The 18,053-nt window shown below is 71.2% G+C and carries 17 protein-coding genes; 4 read left to right on the top strand and 13 right to left on the bottom strand.

Annotation, left to right across the window (positions count from 1 at the left end; translation table 11 throughout):
• Positions 1-177: 177 nt before the first annotated feature.
• Both ACZ51I_RS07200 and ACZ51I_RS07195 read right to left on the bottom strand, forming a co-directional pair.
• On the bottom strand, positions 178-1,005 hold the full coding sequence (locus ACZ51I_RS07200; RefSeq protein ID WP_468872151.1) for a CbtA family protein: 828 nt from the start codon (positions 1,003-1,005) through the stop codon (positions 178-180).
• A 14-nt stretch (positions 1,006-1,019) separates the two neighbouring features.
• Positions 1,020-1,247 carry a CbtB domain-containing protein gene (locus ACZ51I_RS07195; protein WP_356904422.1) on the bottom strand — a complete coding sequence of 76 codons (228 nt, stop codon included), beginning with the start codon at positions 1,245-1,247 and terminating at the stop codon, positions 1,020-1,022.
• A 317-nt stretch (positions 1,248-1,564) separates the two neighbouring features.
• On the opposite strand from ACZ51I_RS07195, the gene ACZ51I_RS07190 reads away from it, so the two are divergent.
• Positions 1,565-2,140 carry a histidine phosphatase family protein gene (locus tag ACZ51I_RS07190; protein ID WP_468872149.1) on the top strand — a complete coding sequence of 192 codons (576 nt, stop codon included), beginning with the start codon at positions 1,565-1,567 and terminating at the stop codon, positions 2,138-2,140.
• 54 nt (positions 2,141-2,194) lie between these two features.
• Here the strand turns inward: ACZ51I_RS07190 and ACZ51I_RS07185 are convergent, their stop codons facing one another.
• From ACZ51I_RS07185 to ACZ51I_RS07155, 7 genes are all read right to left on the bottom strand, one after another.
• Entirely contained in the window at positions 2,195-3,283 is a 1,089-nt protein-coding gene (locus tag ACZ51I_RS07185) for a FecCD family ABC transporter permease (protein ID WP_468872148.1), read from the bottom strand.
• On the bottom strand, positions 3,280-4,314 hold the full coding sequence (locus tag ACZ51I_RS07180; RefSeq protein ID WP_468872146.1) for a FecCD family ABC transporter permease: 1,035 nt from the start codon (positions 4,312-4,314) through the stop codon (positions 3,280-3,282). Before ACZ51I_RS07180 ends, ACZ51I_RS07185 begins: the two co-directional genes overlap by 4 nt.
• A 15-nt stretch (positions 4,315-4,329) precedes the next feature.
• Positions 4,330-5,382 carry an iron-siderophore ABC transporter substrate-binding protein gene (locus ACZ51I_RS07175; RefSeq protein ID WP_468872144.1) on the bottom strand — a complete coding sequence of 351 codons (1,053 nt, stop codon included), beginning with the start codon at positions 5,380-5,382 and terminating at the stop codon, positions 4,330-4,332.
• Between the two features lie 171 nt (positions 5,383-5,553).
• On the bottom strand, positions 5,554-6,285 hold the full coding sequence (locus tag ACZ51I_RS07170) for a hypothetical protein (protein WP_468872142.1): 732 nt from the start codon (positions 6,283-6,285) through the stop codon (positions 5,554-5,556).
• Positions 6,286-6,421: 136 nt separating this feature from the next.
• Positions 6,422-7,147, bottom strand: a complete 726-nt coding sequence (locus ACZ51I_RS07165; protein WP_468872141.1) for a beta-glucanase — start codon at positions 7,145-7,147, stop codon at positions 6,422-6,424.
• A 242-nt stretch (positions 7,148-7,389) separates the two neighbouring features.
• Entirely contained in the window at positions 7,390-8,106 is a 717-nt protein-coding gene (locus ACZ51I_RS07160; RefSeq protein ID WP_468872140.1) for a DUF6882 domain-containing protein, read from the bottom strand.
• 398 nt (positions 8,107-8,504) lie between these two features.
• On the bottom strand, positions 8,505-10,067 hold the full coding sequence (locus ACZ51I_RS07155) for a pectate lyase family protein (protein WP_468872139.1): 1,563 nt from the start codon (positions 10,065-10,067) through the stop codon (positions 8,505-8,507).
• A gap of 407 nt (positions 10,068-10,474) precedes the next feature.
• Here ACZ51I_RS07155 and ACZ51I_RS07150 point away from each other — a divergent pair, with 407 nt between their 5' ends.
• From ACZ51I_RS07150 to ACZ51I_RS07140, 3 genes are all read left to right on the top strand, one after another.
• A complete protein-coding gene (locus tag ACZ51I_RS07150; protein ID WP_468872137.1) occupies positions 10,475-10,849 on the top strand; it encodes a VOC family protein in 375 nt (124 codons plus the stop codon).
• 404 nt (positions 10,850-11,253) lie between these two features.
• Positions 11,254-12,261: an aminoglycoside phosphotransferase family protein gene (locus tag ACZ51I_RS07145; RefSeq protein WP_468872136.1), complete on the top strand. Its 1,008-nt coding sequence runs from the start codon at positions 11,254-11,256 to the stop codon at positions 12,259-12,261.
• Between the two features lie 134 nt (positions 12,262-12,395).
• Positions 12,396-14,132: a BCCT family transporter gene (locus tag ACZ51I_RS07140; protein ID WP_468872135.1), complete on the top strand. Its 1,737-nt coding sequence runs from the start codon at positions 12,396-12,398 to the stop codon at positions 14,130-14,132.
• Positions 14,133-14,150: 18 nt separating this feature from the next.
• Here the strand turns inward: ACZ51I_RS07140 and ACZ51I_RS07135 are convergent, their stop codons facing one another.
• Genes ACZ51I_RS07135 through ACZ51I_RS07120 form a run of 4 tightly spaced genes read right to left on the bottom strand, consistent with a single transcriptional unit; the run spans position 14,151 to position 17,880 of the window.
• Positions 14,151-14,654, bottom strand: coding sequence for a DUF6328 family protein (locus ACZ51I_RS07135; RefSeq protein WP_468872133.1), 504 nt, complete (start codon positions 14,652-14,654; stop codon positions 14,151-14,153).
• 27 nt (positions 14,655-14,681) lie between these two features.
• The gene (locus ACZ51I_RS07130) at positions 14,682-15,959 is read right to left on the bottom strand and encodes a sugar ABC transporter permease (RefSeq protein ID WP_468872131.1); all 1,278 of its coding nucleotides are present in this window, start codon (positions 15,957-15,959) and stop codon (positions 14,682-14,684) included.
• Positions 15,956-16,732 carry an ATP-binding cassette domain-containing protein gene (locus tag ACZ51I_RS07125; protein ID WP_468872130.1) on the bottom strand — a complete coding sequence of 259 codons (777 nt, stop codon included), beginning with the start codon at positions 16,730-16,732 and terminating at the stop codon, positions 15,956-15,958. Before ACZ51I_RS07125 ends, ACZ51I_RS07130 begins: the two co-directional genes overlap by 4 nt.
• A 59-nt stretch (positions 16,733-16,791) precedes the next feature.
• Positions 16,792-17,880, bottom strand: coding sequence for a substrate-binding domain-containing protein (locus ACZ51I_RS07120; protein ID WP_468872128.1), 1,089 nt, complete (start codon positions 17,878-17,880; stop codon positions 16,792-16,794).
• Positions 17,881-18,053 lie beyond the last annotated feature (173 nt).

Genomic DNA, 18,053 nt, shown 5'->3' with positions numbered 1-18,053 from the left:
CGTACGCGGAACGTGACGAGACGTGCGCGTTCAGTATACGGAGGGCGGGGCTCCCGGTCCGTCCAACGGTCGGCGTCCCGGCCCCGGTTGTGGAAGCCGGTCAGCGGGGACGACGAGGCTGCGCCGCCCACCGAGGGGTGGGCGGGGCAGCCTCGTCGTCTTCGGGAGGGTCGGCGGTCAGCCGGCGGCCGGGGCCCCGAGCTGAACGTCCGTGTCGGCGACGGCCGTTCGGGGTGCCAGCGCCTTCTGCGCGAGGACGCCGAAGACGACTCCGAACACCGCCCACAGCACCGCCTGGACGGCCAGCGACGCGAGCCTGAACTCCCAGAGGAGCGCGGCCGGGAAGCCCGCCGCGACGGCGTCCTCGTTGTCCGGCAGGACGGCGAAGGCGACCGCCGTCACGAGGACGAACCCGGCACCGGCCGCCAGGGTGGCGTTCCAGTTCCCCAGGCGCGGCGCGAGCCGGCGCCCGGCGATCAGGGCGGCGATGCCCAGGAGCACGCTGAGCAGGATCATCAGGAAGAACAGGGTGGTGCGCTTCCCGATGGTGTCCGGATTGCCGACGGCCGGTGGGGTCGCCGGGTACTTGAGGAACGGCACCAGGTAGACGGTGGTGAACGCCGCGGCGGCGGTGAGCGCCGCCGTCGCGCGGGGGCTGAAGCGGCCGACGCGGCCCAGCGCGAAGGAGAACGCCAGCGACGCGATGCCACCGAGCGCCACCCCGTAGACGAGGACCCCGGTGGCGAGGCCGAAGGTCGACTGGGTGGAGCGGCTGATCCCCTCCTCTTCTTCGGCGGTCTCCGTGGCGGCCGTGCCCCCGTGACCCGCGTGTGCCCCGTGGGCATGCGGGGCTTCCTGGGCGGCGGCCTGGGCCTCCTCCACGGCGATCGCGCCGTTCACGGGCGGTTCACCGACCGCGTAGGCCACGGCGAAGGCGAAGAGCCCGGCGATCAGGCCCGCGAGCATGCCGCGGACCAGCAGGGATCTGACGGTTGAGGCATGCATGAACCGCTCGCCTCTCAGTGGCAGGGGAAGCCGAGCAGGTGGCGACCGTCGTGCACCCACTCGTGCACGTCGGTGCCCGCGATCAGGGAGGTGGCGCCCTGCTCGGCGCCCACGAAGTACAGCGCGATCAGCGCGAGGAGCCCGACGAAGAAGGCCCAGGGCAGCACGGCCCGCACGGGCAGCGGAGCCGGGACGGCGACGGAAGGGGTGGAAACGGCAGCGGAGACGACGGCCTCGGCCATGATGGAACCTCCTGTGGGAACTCGCGTCCCAGACGGTGGTGCAGGACGACGGTCCACGGGTCTGACTCGCCGTGACGTCACCCCCTGGGGACGCCGCGGCATACAGTGGCGCGACCGTGCCGGATTCTCACCGGACTTCCGTCTCGCCGTCGTCACGCTGTTGAAATGTCGCCCGACCGTACCGCGCGCGAGGACCGCCGCCAAGGGCGTGAGGCCTGGATCACCTTCGTACGCCCCCGGGTAGAGTCGCGCGCCCCTCCGGGAACGCCCCCACCCACCCTCCTCCGCCCGCCTTCAGGCCGCCGCAAAGGATTCCGATGACAGTCCGGCTGACGCTGATCTCGCCCGCGACGAGCGAAGCGCTGCGCGAGGTCCGGTTCGACGACGACGGTCCTCTCGACCCGGCGGGGATCGCCCGGGCCGAGGCCGTAGCGTCGGCCGTCGACCCGTCCCCGCGCGCGTACACCTCGCCGTCCCGGCGCTGCCGCCGCACGGCGGAGGCCCTGGGCCTGCGCGCGGAGCCCCGGGAGGAACTCGCCGGCTGCGCGATGGGACGGTGGCGCGGACAGTCCCTGGTGGCTGTGGCCGCCGCCGAGGAGGCGGGGGTCGCCGCATGGCTGTCCGATCCGACGGCGGCCCCGCACGGCGGGGAGTCCCTGCGCGACCTGCGCGTCCGGGTCGGCACCTGGATCGACGGGCTCCAGGCCGGCTCCGGCCGCGTCACAGCGGTCGCCGAACCGGACGTGATCCGCGCCGCGATGGTCCACGCGCTCGGGGCACCGGACGCGACGGCCTGGCGCCTGGACGTCCGCCCCCTGACCGCCGTCCACCTCAGCGGCCGCGCCGGCCGCTGGAACCTGCGCGCGGGAGAGCCGCTGGACCGACAGCGGTAGAAGACAGGGGGACCGCACCGTGGCGGTCCCCCTGCGGACGTACGGAGGTACGGATCAGGCGGGGCGCTTCCACTCCCGCAGCAGCAGATAACCGAGGTACGCCCCGCCGACGGCCATCGTGTACAGGCCGACCGGCAGATTGTCGAAGAGCGGCAACTGCTGGGCGGTGAGGTCGGCGAGGACCAGGAGCAGAGCGCCGAGCAGGGTCGACATGACCAGGTGCGGGCCGCCGCTGCGGGTGACGCGCTTGGCGATCTGCGGCGCCGTCAGGGAGATGAAGGCGATCGGTCCGGCGACGCTGACCGCGCCGGCGGACAGGACGATCGACAGCACGACCGCCCCGGTCGCCGTGCGCGCCGGGCGGGCGCCCAGCCCGGTCGCGAGGTCGTCGCCCATCTCGCCGACGCTCAGCGGCCTGGCCAGGAGCGCCGCGAGCGGCAGACAGACGACCAGCACCAGCCAGATCGTCGTCGCGTCGTCCCAGGAGCGGGCGGCGAGGCTGCCGTTGATGTAGGCGGTCAGGGCGCTGGCCTTGTCCCGCTCGACCGCGTAGACGACGTACTGGGTGAGGGCCGTCGACATCGCGGCGACGCCGATCCCGGCCACGACCAGGCGCCCGGGATTGCGGAAGCCGGTCCCGGTGGAGACGTAGACGACGGCCATCGCGACCACCGCGCCGAGCAGCGCGCCGAGGGGCACCGGCACCAGGTCGGGAAAGAACAGCGCGGCGGCCGCCGCACCCGCCCCGGAACCCGCGCCGAGCCCGATCACGTCGGGACTGCCCAGCGGGTTGCGGGTGACCGACTGGAAGAGCGCCCCGGAGAGTCCGAAGGCCGCGCCGGAGGCGATGGCGACCACGAGCCGCGGGCCGCGCAGCCGGTTCAGTACGAAGGCGTTCTTGCCGGTGGCCTCGCCCATGAGCGCCGACGGAAGGTCGGCCGGGTCGATGCCGAGCCTCCCCATCGACAGGGTCGCCACGGCCGCCGCCAGGAGCAGCAGCAGCGTCACCACGGCGGCGACGACGGTGGGCCGGCGGACGGGGATCGAGACCCACGGTCCGATCCGCAGGAGGCATCGGCCCTTGGGGCGCAGCGGCCGCGACGCCGCCACGGCCGGAGTGTCGATCCGCTCGGCGGTCTTCATGCCGCTCCCTTCATACGACGGACGGCGAACAGCAGCGCGGGCGCGCCCACGAAGGCCGTGACGACGCCGACCATGAGCTCCTGCGGGCGGAGCAGCACCCGGCCGATGACGTCGGCGAACAGCAGCAGCGCGGGCCCCGCGAGCGAGGTGAAGAGGATCTGCAGGCGGAAGTCGGCGCCCACGAGCGCCCGGACGAGGTGCGGGACGGCGAGCCCGACGAAGGCGATGGGGCCGACGGCGGCCGTCGCGGCGGCGCTGAGCAGCGTCGCCGCGAGGAGCCCGGCGCCCTTCACGCGCGCGGGGCTGATGCCGAGGGAGGCGGCCTTGTCGTCGCCCATCGCCATCGCGTTGAGCCCCGGTGCGAGGAGTACGGCGAGGACGAAACCGACGGCGGCGAACGGCAGGACGGCCCAGAAGGCGTCGAAGCCGCGCCCGCCCAGCGAACCGACCACCCAGTAGCGGTACGTGTCGAAGACCCGCGGCCGGGACAGCGCGACGGCCTGGATGAACGCGGCGAGGACGGCGGAGAGCACCGCCCCCGCGAGCACCAGGCGGACCGGCCCGCCGCCGCCGCCCGCCGTGCCGACCAGGTGGACCACCACACCGGTCACCAGGGCGCCGGCCAGGGCCCACCAGATGGTCTCGCGCTGTCCCGCGGCCCCGAGGAACGCGGTCGCCGCGACGATGGCGGCGGACGCGCCCGCGTTGATCCCGAGAAGTCCCGGCTCGGCGAGCGGATTACGGGTGATGCCCTGCATCAGCGTGCCGGCGACCCCGAGGCACAGGCCCGCGAGCAGGCCCAGCGCCGTGCGCGGATAGCGGCTCTCGACGACGGTACGGACGTAGCCGTCGCCGTCACCGGTGACGACCCGGAGGACGTCGGCCGCCGACGTCGGCTTGCTGCCGAACATGACGCTGGCGAGGACCGCCAGGGCGAGCAGGATCAGGCACAGGGCGGCGGCCGCGAAGTGCCGGGCAGGGCCCCGCCGTACGACGGCGGGGCCCTGGCCGATCCGGGAGAGTGTGGTCACGCCGGGAACCCGCTGTTACTTCCCGGCCTTGGCGACGGCCTTGTCGATCATCGGCAGGTACCGCTCGATGCTGTACGGCACCGTCAGCGGGTTGATCATCGACGAGGCGGTGACGAAGGGCTGGTCGTTGCTGTAGACGAGCGCGCCCTTCTTGACCGCGGGGATGGCCGCGTACAGCGGCTGCGCCTCGATCTCCTTGCGGGACTTGTCGTCCATGTAGAACGTGAAGGCGATGTCGCTCTTGGCGAGCTTGTTGGCGTTCTCCAGGCCGATGAGGGCGGAGTCGGTGCCCTCGGTCTCCTTGAAGGTGTTCACGACCGGGTCGACCTTGAGCCCCAGCTTGGAGACCATCGCGACGCGCTGCTCCTCGGGCTTGAACACGCCGAGGGTGCCGGGGCCGGTGTTGTAGATGTACGAGAACGTGACGTTCTTGTAGTTCGGCCGCGTGGCGGCGGCGTCGGCGAGCTGCTTGTCGATCTTGGCGGTGAGCTCCTTGGCCTTCTCCGGCCGGCCGAGCGCCTTGGCGACGATCTCGATCTGCTGGTCCCAGTCGGTGCTCCACGCCTTGTCGGGGTAGGCGACGGTCGGCGCGATGTCCTTGAGGAGGTCGTACTGCTTCTGCGTGATGCCCGACCAGGGGGCGAGGATGACGTCGGGCTCGAGCTCGGTGATGGCCTCGATGTCGAGCTCCTCGCCGCCGTCGAACTGCTTGGGCAGCGTGGCGCCGGACTTCTTCACGGCGTCGTGGATCCAGGGAAGGTAGCCGGTCTTGTCGCTGCCCCAGGGGTAGCTCTCGATGCCGACGGGGACGTTGCCGAGGGCGATGGCGGTCTCCGCGGAACCCTGGCCGAGGGTGACCACGCGCTTCGGCTGCTCCTTGATGACGGCCTCGCCGAGCGCGCTCTTGATGGTGACGGGGAACGCCCCCGCCGGAGCCTTGGCCGCCGAGTCCTTCGCACCGTCCTTTTTGTCGTCCGAGCCGCACCCGGTCACCATGAGGCCGAGCGAGACCGCGGCGGCACCCGCCACGAGAACGCGGCGGCGAAGGGGGGTGAACACAGAAGGCATGGCGGATCCTTGTCTCCGGGCAGAGGTGTGCTGACGACTCGCCCGCCACCCCTCCAGACATGGGATGCCGGGGCAGCGGCCATCGCGAGGCGCTTGTTAGGTGAGCCTAACCTATCCCGATCGAGTCGGGAGTGCCAGGGCCCCGCCACCCGTCCGCCGCGTGAGCGGACGTCACCCGGAGGCCTCCCACGCCGTCGTCAGGCCGTCCAGCCATGCGGGGGGTAGCTCGGCGGCGTCCCATTCCTCGTGCAGGTCCGACGGTGCCGTGGCGAGCCGTTCCAGGACGGCGACGCTGGTGGGGGAGTGGATCAGGGAGTACCGGCCGTGGATCGCGATCGCGCTGCCGGGCCCGTACTCGGCGTACAGCCGCTCCAGACGCGCGCGGTGGGCCGACGTGAACTCCGTGAGCCTGCCCGCGTACCCCGCTCGCTGACGCGAGCTCATCGTGCCGAGGAGCGCCCGGAGCACCTGCTCGGTGACTTCCGGATCGAGATCGGAGACATCGGCGAAGGAGAGGTACAGCGGAGTGACCGCCACCTTGGTCCGCTCCAGCTCCGTCCGCCCGACGGGAGGACGGTCGTCCGGAGAGGCCGCCGACGGATCCGAGGCGACGGCGTGCCTCAGCGCCCGCTCGGCGAGCGCGCCCAGCTCGTCGGTGACGGCCCGCGCCCCGTCCAGCCAGCCGGAGACGTACGGCTCACCCTTCTCCTCCGGGGCGCTCCGCCGGGCCCCGCTGATCTCCTCGTACGCGAGGGCCAGCGCGCCCGCCTCGACGAAACCGATCAGCTCCTCGGCGTCGCCGGACCAGACCCCCGCGCGGGCGAGCAGCTGCAGAAGCGTCCTCTTCGCGTTGAGAACACTGGCCTCGTCCAGCTGCTGCCGTCCTTCTCCGGCGGTGCTCACAGGGTCCTCCTCGTCGTAGGGACGGCGCGGTGCGCGGCTACGCGGAACGCTCCGTTCGAGCCTACGCAACACGCGTCGCCCCGACGCACCCTTCCCCCTCCGTCCCGCGCGTCGACGCCTGACGGCTGACAGCGCCTCAGGACGGCCGGTACACGCGCAACGCCGCCACCTCGTACGACATCTCCGACGCGTCCGGCTCGGGCGCCGGGTGGTACCGGCCCGCGCAGACCGAGAGGTTCACGATGAGATGGGCCCGCCAGGAGCGCCCCACCCCGCGGCGGTCGTCGAAGACACGGGCGCCGTTGACCCACCACACCACGGAGCGCGCGCCGAACTCGACCCGGAGGTCGACCCACTCCCCGGGCCGGACGGCCGGGTCCCGGAAGTAGAGGTGCCGGCCCCGCACCCGGTTCGACAGCTCCAGGAGGTCCGGGTTGTCGGGGTGGTACTCGAAGACGTCGACCTCCTGGCCGCCGTCGAGCCAGGTCCAGATCGCCGGCCAGGCGCCCGTCTCCACGGGCAGCCGCACCCGTGCCTCCAGGACGTCGCCCGCGCGCACCAGGAATCCCTCCGCGCTGCCCTCCGTCGTGAGCAGTCCGGCGTCCCAGAGGCCGTCGGTCCTGCGGGTGGCCCGGAAGGTCCCCGTTCGGCTGTAGGAGGGGTCCTCCACGAGGTGGTCGAGCTTGTTGTCGCCGGGGTTCGTCGGTCCGCCGTCGGGATAGGCCCACGAGTGGCCGGCGACCCACTGCTCGGCGGAGGAGAAGTCCGCGTCGAGGACGAGGTTCCCGGGGGCCGGCACCGGGCGGCGCCCGCCGGAACCACCTCCGCCCCGTCGGAACCGGTCGAAGAAGTCGGAGAGCATGGCACCACTCCTTTCGCGCGGGCCGCCACCGGCCCGTGGGCGATCCGTCCCACCTTGCCCGGAGTGGAGGGGAGGCGTGGGCGATTGGCGACAAGTCGTCAATCTGGCGCAACGGGGCATCCCCGGCGGCACCCGCGCCGGCCGCAGCCGCACCAGTGAAGCGCTCGCCGCCCGCCCGCAGGGGTACGCGGCCTGCCCGGCGGCCCGCAGGAGCCGCCGGGTGTCGCGAACGGGTCGCGGAATCAGCCGAGCGCCCCGGCGGGGACCCCTCCGGGCAGCACCTTGACGTCGATGCCCGCGATGCGCCCGAGCTCGTCGAAGCCGACCTCGGCGACGTTCCCGCCCGGGAGTTCGGCGACGATCCGGTCGCCCTCGACCCGCAGGGGCACTCCGTGGTGGTCGAAGTACCCGCGGACGACCTGCCGCGCCGAGTGCCCGATCAGCCCGGCGCCCGTGAGCAGCAGCCGGGGAAGCGCGACCGGGTCGAGCCCGGCGCAGGGCACCTGGGCGTCGTCCGGCAGGAAGTAGACCCGGGTCCCGGGGCCGGCGGCCACCCCGATGTACCCGGGGGTCTCCGCCACCCCCATTCCGGCGAACGCCAGCATCTCCGCGGCGCGCCGGGGGTCGTCGAACCCGGAGAGGTCGACGACCTCCTCGGTCAGCTCGGGAATGCCGTGCGCCCGTCCGTACCGGGCGACCGCGGCGGGCAGCTCCACCACCTCGGTGCCCCGCAGCCCCGGATTCGCCCAGCCCCACATCCAGGACCGTTCCTCCGTGTCGTACGAGCCGAGCACGGCCACGCGCAGCTCCAGCTCCCCCTGCCGGTAGAGGCACGACGGGAGGTCCGCGGTCCACGGTCCGTCGGGCAGGAACGCCCCCAGGGCGTCGAGTTGGGCCGCGCCCCAGGCGGCATGCCGCTCGGCCTCCAGCAGGAACGCCTCACTGAATCCACTCACCATGGGCCCGACCCTATGTGCCACGGTCGGTGGGTCGAGGGGCAGGGGGCCGGCCGCCGCGGTGCGACGATCGCCGCCTCGATCCGTTGATCACGCCATGAAGAACGTCACCGCCGGGCGACGCGCCCGTCTTCTCCCTCGACCGTCGTCTTGCCGAGATCGAGGTCCCCGGCGTCCGCGCGAGTGGCCTGCGCGAGGCGCTCGTCGCGGACCCGGAGGTCCGCGACGAGCTGGGCGGCGGCTCCGTCACCCTCGACGGCAGGCTCGTCCTCGTCGCGCCGGTCGACGATCTGCCGCCGGCCCGCAGGTCCACGGCCGCCCTCGGCGCCGACCGGGACCGGGCGGACGTGCGCTACGGCGACCGGGAGTTCGTGACCGGTTCGGAGTGAGCCGGGGCGGCCCTACCCGGCGTACGTCTCGAACTCGGCGACCTGCGGCGTCCCGTTCGAGCCGGTGATCTCGAAGGTGAGCTTGCTCAGCGAGGTCCGGGGGAACGTGATGACGCGGGCCCCGGTTCCGGAGGCCAGGACGGCGCCGGTGTCACCGTTGACGACGCGCCAGGACCCGATGCGGCCGGTGGCACCGGCAGTCTCCCGGATGTTGATCACGGAGACGGCGGTGGCGGTGCCCCACTTGATCGATACGGAGCCGGTCGTGCCGGCCGGCGACCAGTAGGTGTTCGCGTCGCCGTCACGGACGTTGCCGTAACTCGTGCCGGTGGCCTTGCTGGAGCCGTCCGATCCCGCCCCGATGCTGAGGTTGGTCCCGGTGGGCGGGGTGGGTCCGGGCGTGGTCGGCGTGGGTGCGGGGGTGGTCGGTGTGGGGGTGGGTGTGGTCGGTGTGGGTGCCGGCGTCTGGGGTGAGCAGCTGCCGTCCGACACCAGGAGGCCCTTGCCGGCCCCCGCCGTCCGGCTCACGACGCTCGGTACGCAGGCCGCGGCGTCGAGGGTGTAGGCGTACGGGATGCTCACCGTGGTGTTCGACTGCGGGTTCGGCCCGGCCGGGCGGTACTCGCTCGCGGGGCTCGACCAGGTGACGTTGTCGAAGACGTTGCCGCTCACCTGCCAGTACCCGGCCGCGTCGGTGTAGAAGGTGCCGAGGACGTCCTTGGAGTCCTCGAAGTAGTTGTTGTCCACCTTGGCGTGCGCGCCGGCACGGGAGTTGATGCCCGACTCGTTCAGGTGCAGATAGTGGTTGTCGTACATGTGGGCGGTGCCGCCGCGCAGCAGAGGTACGCGGGAGTCGATGTTCTCGTACAGGTTGTGGTGGTACGTGATGAAGCCGTTCGAGAGCTCCGTCTCGCTGGAGCCGACGAGGCCGCCGCGGCCGGAGTTGCGCAGGATGCTGTAGGACAGCGTCACATACTGGGTGTTGTCCTTCATGTCGAAGAGGCCGTCGTACCCTTCCGACTCGCCGCCGGACGCCTCCAGGGTGACGTGGTCGACCCAGACGTTGCGGACGTCGCTCTCCATTCCGATCGCGTCACCGCCGTTGGAGGTGGGGGAGCCCGACTTCTTGACGTTCCGGACCGTCACGTTCTGGACGATGATGTTGCTCGACTCGCGGATGTGGATGCCGAGTTGGTCGAAGACGGCTCCGCTGCCGACGCCGATGAGCGTCACGTTGCTGATCTGCTTGAGTTCGATCACGCCATCGGCGGTGTTGCAACCGGTGCCGGACACCTTCGCGGTGTTGGCGTGGTTGATCGTGCCCTCGACCTCGATGGTGAGCGGCGTGCTGCTGGTGGGTCGGGCGCACAGGGCGGCGTGGATCGCGGTTCCCGTAGTGGCTCGCACCGTCCGCCCGCCCGCGCCGCCGGTGGTCCCGCCGTTCTGGCTCGCGTAACCGGTGGCTCCGCCGGTCGCCGCCGCCGCCTCGGGCAGCGACAGGACCGCGCCGGCGGCGGCCGCCAGTGCCGTCGCGGTCAGTGCCGCCTGGAATCGTCGTGCGACTGCTCGTCTCATGCTCGTCTTCCCTTTCGCGTTCGCGTGCTGGGAGGGCCGTGAAAGGCCGTGGAAGGGTCGTGCAAGGAGGAACAGAAAGCGCTTTCTGCCGTGAGAGTAAAGCGGCCTTCACGGGGGTGGCAAGGCTCCGGGGCACGCCGGATTCGCGTGCGGGTGCCATGCGTTTTCGGTCATTTCCGGGGCGGAACCGGGCGGCCTGCCTTGTCGCGGCGCGGGGTGATCAAGTAGCGTCGCCCGACGTGAACACCGGACCGGCGACACGCCACACACAGACGGGCCATCCGGTGGACGACTGATCGCTCGGCGGGTGCCCGACAGGCGCCCCGACGGTTCGGCACGCGGGCCTCCCCAGTGCGGCAGCACTGCGAGTCCCTTCCACGTGTCGAATCAACAGCGAGGTCATCCACATGGCAGTCACGTTCAACCACACCATCATCGCGTCCAAGAAGCGCGACGAATCGGCGCGGTTCTTCCGCGAGTTGCTGGAACTCCCCGAGGCACCGTCCTGGGGCCCCTTCCTCAACATCCAGCTCACCGACGGCGTCCTGCTGCAGTTCGCCGAACCCCCGGTGGACATCCAGATGCAGCACTACGCGTTCATGGTCGACGACGAGCTCTTCGACCGGGCGTACCAGCGCCTGTGTGAGGGCGGCGTCGAGCACTGGGCGGACCCGCAGATGCGGCGCCCCGGCGAGACGAACACCGAACACGGCGGGCGCGGGGTCTACTTCAAGGACCCCTCAGGCCACGCGATCGAGCTGATCACGCGGCCGTACCTGTAGATCGGCGCGCAGTGCGCGTCGACGAGGGACGGCAGGGTGATGCGGCCGCCGTCGTCGACGACCTTCGCGCCGTGCGGCGCGGGGCTGTCCGATATCCGGCCGTCGGTGACCACGAGGTCCGCGGTCGCCGCGCCGAACGGGCGCACGTCGCGGAACACGACGGTCCTGGCACGGCGCCCGGCCGGGTCGTGCGCCGCGCTTCCGGCGGGGGCCGCCGCCTGGGCGGAGGCGTGGCGCCCGCTGTGACGGCGGCCGCCGTTCCGGACGCGGCCACGGTTGCGGCGAGCGCGGCCGCACCGGCGATGACGCCGCGGCGGGTCCCCCGATCGGCTTCGAGTCCTCTCGCGTCGTGCCCTGTGGATATTCGCGTGCGCCCCTCCCGGGCGCGGTGGTCCAATCGCCCGATGGCGCACGCGACATCCATGACCGTCGACCGCGGGCAGTTCGCCGACGCGGTCACCCCTTGGGAGGACGAATCCTGGCGGGCCGCCGCCCTCGGCTGGTCCGAGCGGGCCCTCGCCCGGCACGGGCTCGTGGAGACGGGGCCCCGGGAGGTCAGGGTCCGGCCCTGGTCGGTGCTCGTGCGGTTCCGCACCGGAGCCGGGGAGCGCGAGGCCGTGTGGTTCAAGGCGAGTGCCCCCGACGCCGCGTTCGAGGCCGCACTCGGAGGTGTCCTCGCCGACTGGGTGCCCGAGCATGTCGTGACGCCCCTCGCGGTGGACGCCGAGCGCGGCTGGACGCTCCTCCCCGACGGCGGGCCCCTCTTCCGGGACGTCCTCGACGCCGGCGACGCCGGGCCGGACTCGTGGGCGCAGGCGCTCGGGCAGTATGCGCGCATGCAGCGGGCCCTGACCCCGTACACGGATCGCATGACCGCCCTGGGCGTGCCCGGCGGCCGCACCGGTCAGCTGCCGGACATCTTCGACGGTCTCGTCGAGGGCAACGCCACCCTCGCACCGGACACCCGCCGTGCCCTCCGGAACCGGCGCCCCCGCCTTCTCGACTGGTGCGGCGAGCTCGACGCGTACGGGATCCCGGACTCGCTCGACCACTGCGACCTCCACGACGCCCAGCTCCTCGCCCCCGCCGCCGGCCGCTTCACCTTCTTCGACTGGGGCGACGCCAACATCGCCCACCCCTTCACCAGTCTCCTCGTCCCCGCCCGCGCCGTCCGGGAGCGGCACGGCCCCGAGCACGTGCACCGGCTGCGCGACGCCTACCTGGAACCCTGGACCGATCTGGGGCCGTCCCTCCCGGAACTGCGCCGGGCCGCGGCGCTCGCCACCCGGCTCGCCGCTGTGGGGCGTGCGGTCTCCTGGTTCCGCCTCTTCCCGGGGACGCCCACCACGGGATGCGCCGAGGCGAGCGCCCACTGGGTGAAGGAACTCTTCGCCGGAACGCCGGTGTTCTGAGCCGACCCTCCGTCCCCACCTGAACCAAGGGTGCGGGACTCGGTCGTCGCTCCCCGCAGTTCGGTCCCCACTGTGGTACTGCCTTACGGAGACATTGTGTCGCTTGTCCCGTAATGCCGTGAAAGGTGCCGCCTGTGTCGCAGGAAGATCAGAGGCCGGAAGGCCGTCGAGGGGGCGCCGAACGGGCCGGGCGGGAAGTGCGTCCGGTGACCGCGGACCTTCCCGGTCGGCCCGAGCACCACCATCGCGCCCGCACCGACCGCATCGTGTTCGGTGTCACCGCCGTCCTCACCGTGGCCTTCGTCGTCTGGGGAGCCACGGCCACCGAGAGCCTGGAGGACGCCTCCACCAGTCTCCTCGACGGGCTCATCCGCAACGGCGGCTGGGCGTTCATGCTGGCGGCCTCCGGGTTCGTCGTCTTCGCCCTGTGGCTCGCCGTCAGCCGCTACGGCCGGATCACCCTCGGTCAGGAGAACGAGGGCCCCGAGTTCCGTACCGTGTCGTGGATCGCCATGATGTTCAGCGCCGGCATGGGCATCGGCCTGATGTTCTACGGAGTGAGCGAACCGCTCGCCCACTACGGCACCCCGCCCCCGGGCACCCACCCCGTCGACTCGGCCGAGCGGATGCAGACCGCCATGGCCACGACGCTCTTCCACTGGACGCTCCACCCGTGGGCGATCTACGCCGTCGTGGGACTCGCCATCGCGTACTCCACGTTCCGGCGCAGGCGCCGGCAGACCATCAGCGCCGTCTTCGTCCCGCTGATGGGCGAGAAGCGGGCGTACGGGGGTCCCGGCCGTTTCATCGACATCCTGGCCATCTTCGCCACCCTCTTCGGCTCCGCCGCCTCCCTCGGCCTCGGCGCGCTCCAGATCGGCAGCGGTTTCGAGGAGCTGGGCTGGATGGAGAAGACCGGCACCGGACTGCTCGTCGCCATCATCGCCGTCCTGACCGTCGCCTTCGTCGTGTCGGCCGTCTCCGGTGTGGAGAAGGGCATCCAGTGGCTCTCCAACATCAACATGGTGCTCGCGGCGGTGCTCGCCGTCTTCGTCTTCGTGGCCGGTCCCACCGTCATCGTGCTCGACCTGCTGCCCACCTCCCTCGCCGCCTACTTCGGTGACCTGCCGCAACTGGCCGGCCGCACCGAGGCCACCAGCGGTGACCAGATCCATGTCTGGCTGGGCAGCTGGACCGTCTTCTACTGGGCGTGGTGGATCTCCTGGACGCCCTTCGTCGGCATGTTCATCGCCCGCATCAGCCGGGGCCGGACCATCCGCCAGTTCGTCGGCGGCGTCATCCTGGTCCCCAGCACCGTCAGCCTCGTCTGGTTCGCCGTCTTCGGCGGCACGGCGATGAAGCTCAGCGAGCAGGGCGAGCTGGCGGGGAAGACCACGCCCGAGGGGCAACTCTTCGGCGTCCTCCAGGAGTTCCCGATCGCCGGCGCCATGAGCCTGCTCGTGATGATCCTGGTCGGCATCTTCTTCGTCTCGGGCGCGGACGCCGCGTCCATCGTCATGGGCACGCTCTCCCAGCGCGGCGCCTTCGAACCCACCCGCCTCGTCGTGGTCTTCTGGGGGGTGGTGACCGGCGCGGTCGCCGCGATCATGCTGCTCATCGGCGACGGGCAGGGCGACGCGCTCGCCGGCCTCCAGAACCTCACCATCCTGGTGGCGGCACCGTTCGTGCTCGTGATGATCGGGATGTGCATGGCGCTCATGCGGGACCTGCGCCATGACCCGCTCATCGTCCGGGGCGAGATGGGGGAGGAGGCCGTCGAGCTCGCCGTGATCGCGGGACACGCCAAGTACGACGGGGACTTCGAGCTGCGGATCGGTCCCGGCTCGTCGGACCCGGGCGACCGCCCCTGAGGGCCGAGAGCGCCGGTGTCACTCGTGACTGGTGTGGCGGAACCGTACCCACAGGGGCAGCACGAACCAGCACAGCAGGTACCAGGCGAGGACGCCGGAGACGAGCCAGGGCACATACGCGTCGTGCGTGGCCACCCGCAGGACGAGGAAGAGGGCCGACGTCAGGGTCACGAGGAGGAGGACGAGTCCGACGAAGGTGAGCCGGGACGCCCAGGCGACCGCCCGGGGCTTCACGCGGCGTCCCGCCACGATCCGGTGGAGGGCGACGGGGCCGATGAGCGCCCCCGTCGCCAGCGATCCGACGACGACCGTGATGATGTAGATAGTCCTGTCGGTCTGGGGAAGGCCCGCGAACTTCGGGGTGAAAACCACGGTGAGGAGGAAGCCGAGGAGGATCTGCACGCCGGTCTGCGCCACGCGTATCTCCTGGATGAGCTCCTGCCAGCGCCGGTCGGCCCGCTCCTCCTCGGTCTCGTCGCGGCCGTGGCGCGGCTCCTCGTGCGGCTTCCGCTCCGCCTGCATGTAGTTCTCCCTTCGGTGCCCGATGACTCAGGCGCGGCCCGCCGCCTTCTGGCTCCGGCGGGACAGCGAGTCGACGACCACCGCGGCGAGCAGGACCGAACCGGTGATCATGAACTGGACGGCATTGCTGACGCCCATGATGTTCATACCCGATTGGATCGATCCAATGACCAGCGCGCCGAGAAGAGCGGACCAGACCGAGCCGCGCCCGCCGAAGAGGCTCGTTCCGCCGATGACGGCGGCGGCGATGACGTTCATCAGCAGGTTGCCGCCGCCGGAGGTCTGGCTCGCGGACTGGATCTGCCCGGCCAGGAAGATGCCGCCGACCGCCGCCATGGTCCCGGCGATCGAGAACACGGTCATCCGGACGAACGGCACGCTGATGCCGGCCCGGCGCGCGCCCTCGATGTTGCCGCCGACGGCGAAGATCCGTCGCCCGTACGTCGTCCGGCGCAGCACGAAGTCCAGGACCACCAGCACGATCAGGAAGATGAGGAGCGCGAGCGGGAGCCCCTGGTACTGGTTGAGGATGTACGCCGCGGCGAACGCGATCGCCGCGATCACGACCGTACGGAGCACGATCTCGGCGATGGGACGGAACGGCACGCGGGCGGTCCGGCGGCGCCTGGCGTCCAGAAGCGAGGCCGCGAGGAAGAGCCCGACCCCGACGGCCGCGGTCACATAGGCCGTTACCGGGCTGTGGAAGATCGTCGAGTAGAGCTTGGAGACGATGCTCTCGCTCGGGATGTTGACCGTGCCGCTCGTGCCCAGGACCTGGAGCATCAGACCGTTCCAGGCGAGGTTGCCCGCCAGGGTGACCACGAACGCGGGCACGCCGACCTTCGCGAAGAAGAAGCCCTGGATGAGCCCGACGACCGCTCCGCCCGCGATGGCGACGAGCAGCGCCAGCCAGTCGTTCATGCCGTTCAGGACGTTCAGTACGGCGAAGATGGCGGCGCACAGACCGCTGACGGAGCCGACGGAGAGGTCGATCTCGCCGAGCAGCAGGACGAAGACGATACCGACGGCGATCATGCCGGTGCCGACGATCTGCTGGCTGAGGTCGGAGAGGTTCTGCGCGGACAGGAAGGTGCTGTCGAGGCTGCCGAACACCGTCCAGATGATGATCACGGCGATGACGACGGGCAGTGAACCCAGTTCTCCGCTGCGCACCTTGCGGCGGAACTCCCCGAGATAGCCCCGCAGACCCTCCTCGCGGACGAGCAGCCGGGTGTCGACCGCCGGCGTGGCCTCGGGCGCCGCTTCCTGGCCGGCGCCGTCGCCGGGGGCTCGGTCCCGTCTCATCGCTCCTCCTCCCGCTTGCGGGCCTGGCGGCGGGTGACGGCACTGTCGCTGGCACCGGTGATGGCGGAGATGATCTCCTCGGTGGTCGTGGAGCGCTTGTCGAAGAAGCCGTTGTTCCGGCCGAGGCGCATGACGGCGATCCGGTCCGCGACCGCCATCACGTCCACCATGTTGTGGCTGATCAGGATGGTGCCGAGGCCGTGTTCACGGAGCCGCTCGACCAGGTCGAGGACCTCGGCGGTCTGCTCTACGCCCAGGGCGGCGGTGGGCTCGTCCAGGATGACGACCCGGGGTTCGCCGACGAGGGAGCGGGCGATCGCGACGGTCTGGCGCTGGCCGCCCGAGAGGGAGGCCACCGGAATCCGCACGCTCGGGATCCGGATGGAGAGGGTGTCGAGGAGCTCGCGCGAGCGCTGCTCCATCCGGACCTCGTTCAGGACGCCGAAGCGGCGCAGCTCGCGGCCGAGGAAGAGATTGCCGACCACGTCGAGGTTGTCGCACAGGGCGAGGTCCTGGTATACGGTGGCGATGCCGAGGTGCTGGGCGTCGTGGGGGCGGTCGATGGTGACCGCTCGGCCCTCCCATTCGATGACGCCCTCGTCCGGTGGGTTCACCCCGGCGATCGCCTTGACGGCGGTGGACTTGCCGGCGCCGTTGTCGCCGACGAGCGCGACGACCTCGCCGGCGTGGACCTCCAGGTCGAAGTCCTTCAACGCCTGTACCGCGCCGAACCGTTTGGAGATCCCCCGCAGTGTGAGCACGGGCTCCGGCAAGGAAACCGCCTCCTCCGCTCGGGCGAACCGCTCCCCGGCCGTCCGCCGTTTGTCCGCGGCTATTCGAGACCGGCGTCCTTGCAGGCCGCCGCATAGGTCGGAGTGCAGATCTCCTTGACCGTGTAGAGGCCGTCCTTGACGACGGTGTCCTTGATGTTGTCCTTGTTGACCACGACCGGGCCGAGCAGGGTGGCCGAGACCTTGTGGTCACTGCCGCTGGTGACGGTGGTGGGAATCAGGTCCGACGGCAGCTTCTTGCCCTCGGCCAGGTCGACGGCCATGGTGGCGGCGATGTCGGCCTCCGGCTTGTACGGCTTCTCGACCGTGATGGTCTGCGTGCCGAGCAGGATCCGCTGGATCGCGTCGAGTTGAGCGTCCTGGCCGGTCAGCGGCACGTTCATGCCGGCTGCCTTGAGGGCGGTGGCGATGCCGGCGGCCAGCCCGTCGTTGGCGGAGTAGACGCCGACGATCTTGTCCTTGCCGAGAGAGCTGATGGCGCCGGACATCTGCTGGTTGGCGTTGTTCGGGTCCCAGTTGGGGGTGTCGTACTCCTTGCCGATCTTCACCTTGCCGTCGAGCACGGAGTGCGCGCCGGCTTTGAACTCGGCCGCGTTCGGGTCCGTCGGCGACCCGTTGTGCATGACGATCTGACCGCTTTCGGCCTTGTCGCCGAGCGCGGCGAGGAGCGCCTTGCCCTGCAACTCGCCCACCTTGTGGTTGTCGTACGAGACGTAGGCGTCTACGGGTCCCTGCGCGAGGCGGTCGTACGCGACGACCTTGACGCCCGCGTCATGGGCCTTCTGCACGGAGGACTGGATGGACTTGGCGTCCACGGCGTCGAGGATGAGGACCTGGTCGCCCTTGGCGAGCGCGGTGTTGACCTGCTGTTGCTGGGTCGTGGCGTTCTCCGCGGCGTTGTAGTAGTCGATCTGGGCGTCGGGCGCCAGTTCCTTGATCTTCTGCTCGATGTAGGGCCGGTCGAACTTCTCGTACCGGGTGGTCTTGCTCTCCGGCAGCAGCAGCCCGATCTTGATGTCCCCCTGTTTCTCGCTCCCCGCTCCGAGGGCTGTCGCGCTCGTCGCCACCATTCCCAGGGAGAGGGCCGCGGCTCCGGCCAGGGCGATCGCGCTCCGCAATGTACGGGTCATGGGAGGCTCCTTTCGTACGCCCCCTGTCCCTCACCTCGTGAGCGCGGGAATGAGGATGTACATATGGCCTACATATCGACATTAGCCGCAACCTGAGGACCGGCAAGCGGGTGCCACCGTAGGCCGGCGGCCCGTGTTGCCCCGCTCAGGTACGGCGTGGGCGCCGGCACCGC

The sequence above is a fragment of the Streptomyces sp. NPDC034084 genome, from assembly GCF_055575535.1.
This window is presented reverse-complemented; position numbering and strand designations above follow the sequence as displayed.

Coding starts and splice junctions, on each gene's coding strand:
- ACZ51I_RS07200 (WP_468872151.1), bottom strand. CDS start 1,005: ATGCATGCCTCAACCGTCAGATCCCTGCTGGTCCGCGGCATGCTCGCG.
- ACZ51I_RS07195 (WP_356904422.1), bottom strand. CDS start 1,247: ATGGCCGAGGCCGTCGTCTCCGCTGCCGTTTCCACCCCTTCCGTCGCC.
- ACZ51I_RS07190 (WP_468872149.1), top strand. CDS start 1,565: ATGACAGTCCGGCTGACGCTGATCTCGCCCGCGACGAGCGAAGCGCTG.
- ACZ51I_RS07185 (WP_468872148.1), bottom strand. CDS start 3,283: ATGAAGACCGCCGAGCGGATCGACACTCCGGCCGTGGCGGCGTCGCGG.
- ACZ51I_RS07175 (WP_468872144.1), bottom strand. CDS start 5,382: ATGCCTTCTGTGTTCACCCCCCTTCGCCGCCGCGTTCTCGTGGCGGGT.
- ACZ51I_RS07165 (WP_468872141.1), bottom strand. CDS start 7,147: ATGCTCTCCGACTTCTTCGACCGGTTCCGACGGGGCGGAGGTGGTTCC.
- ACZ51I_RS07160 (WP_468872140.1), bottom strand. CDS start 8,106: ATGGTGAGTGGATTCAGTGAGGCGTTCCTGCTGGAGGCCGAGCGGCAT.
- ACZ51I_RS07155 (WP_468872139.1), bottom strand. CDS start 10,067: ATGAGACGAGCAGTCGCACGACGATTCCAGGCGGCACTGACCGCGACG.
- ACZ51I_RS07150 (WP_468872137.1), top strand. CDS start 10,475: ATGGCAGTCACGTTCAACCACACCATCATCGCGTCCAAGAAGCGCGAC.
- ACZ51I_RS07145 (WP_468872136.1), top strand. CDS start 11,254: ATGGCGCACGCGACATCCATGACCGTCGACCGCGGGCAGTTCGCCGAC.
- ACZ51I_RS07135 (WP_468872133.1), bottom strand. CDS start 14,654: ATGCAGGCGGAGCGGAAGCCGCACGAGGAGCCGCGCCACGGCCGCGAC.
- ACZ51I_RS07130 (WP_468872131.1), bottom strand. CDS start 15,959: ATGAGACGGGACCGAGCCCCCGGCGACGGCGCCGGCCAGGAAGCGGCG.
- ACZ51I_RS07120 (WP_468872128.1), bottom strand. CDS start 17,880: ATGACCCGTACATTGCGGAGCGCGATCGCCCTGGCCGGAGCCGCGGCC.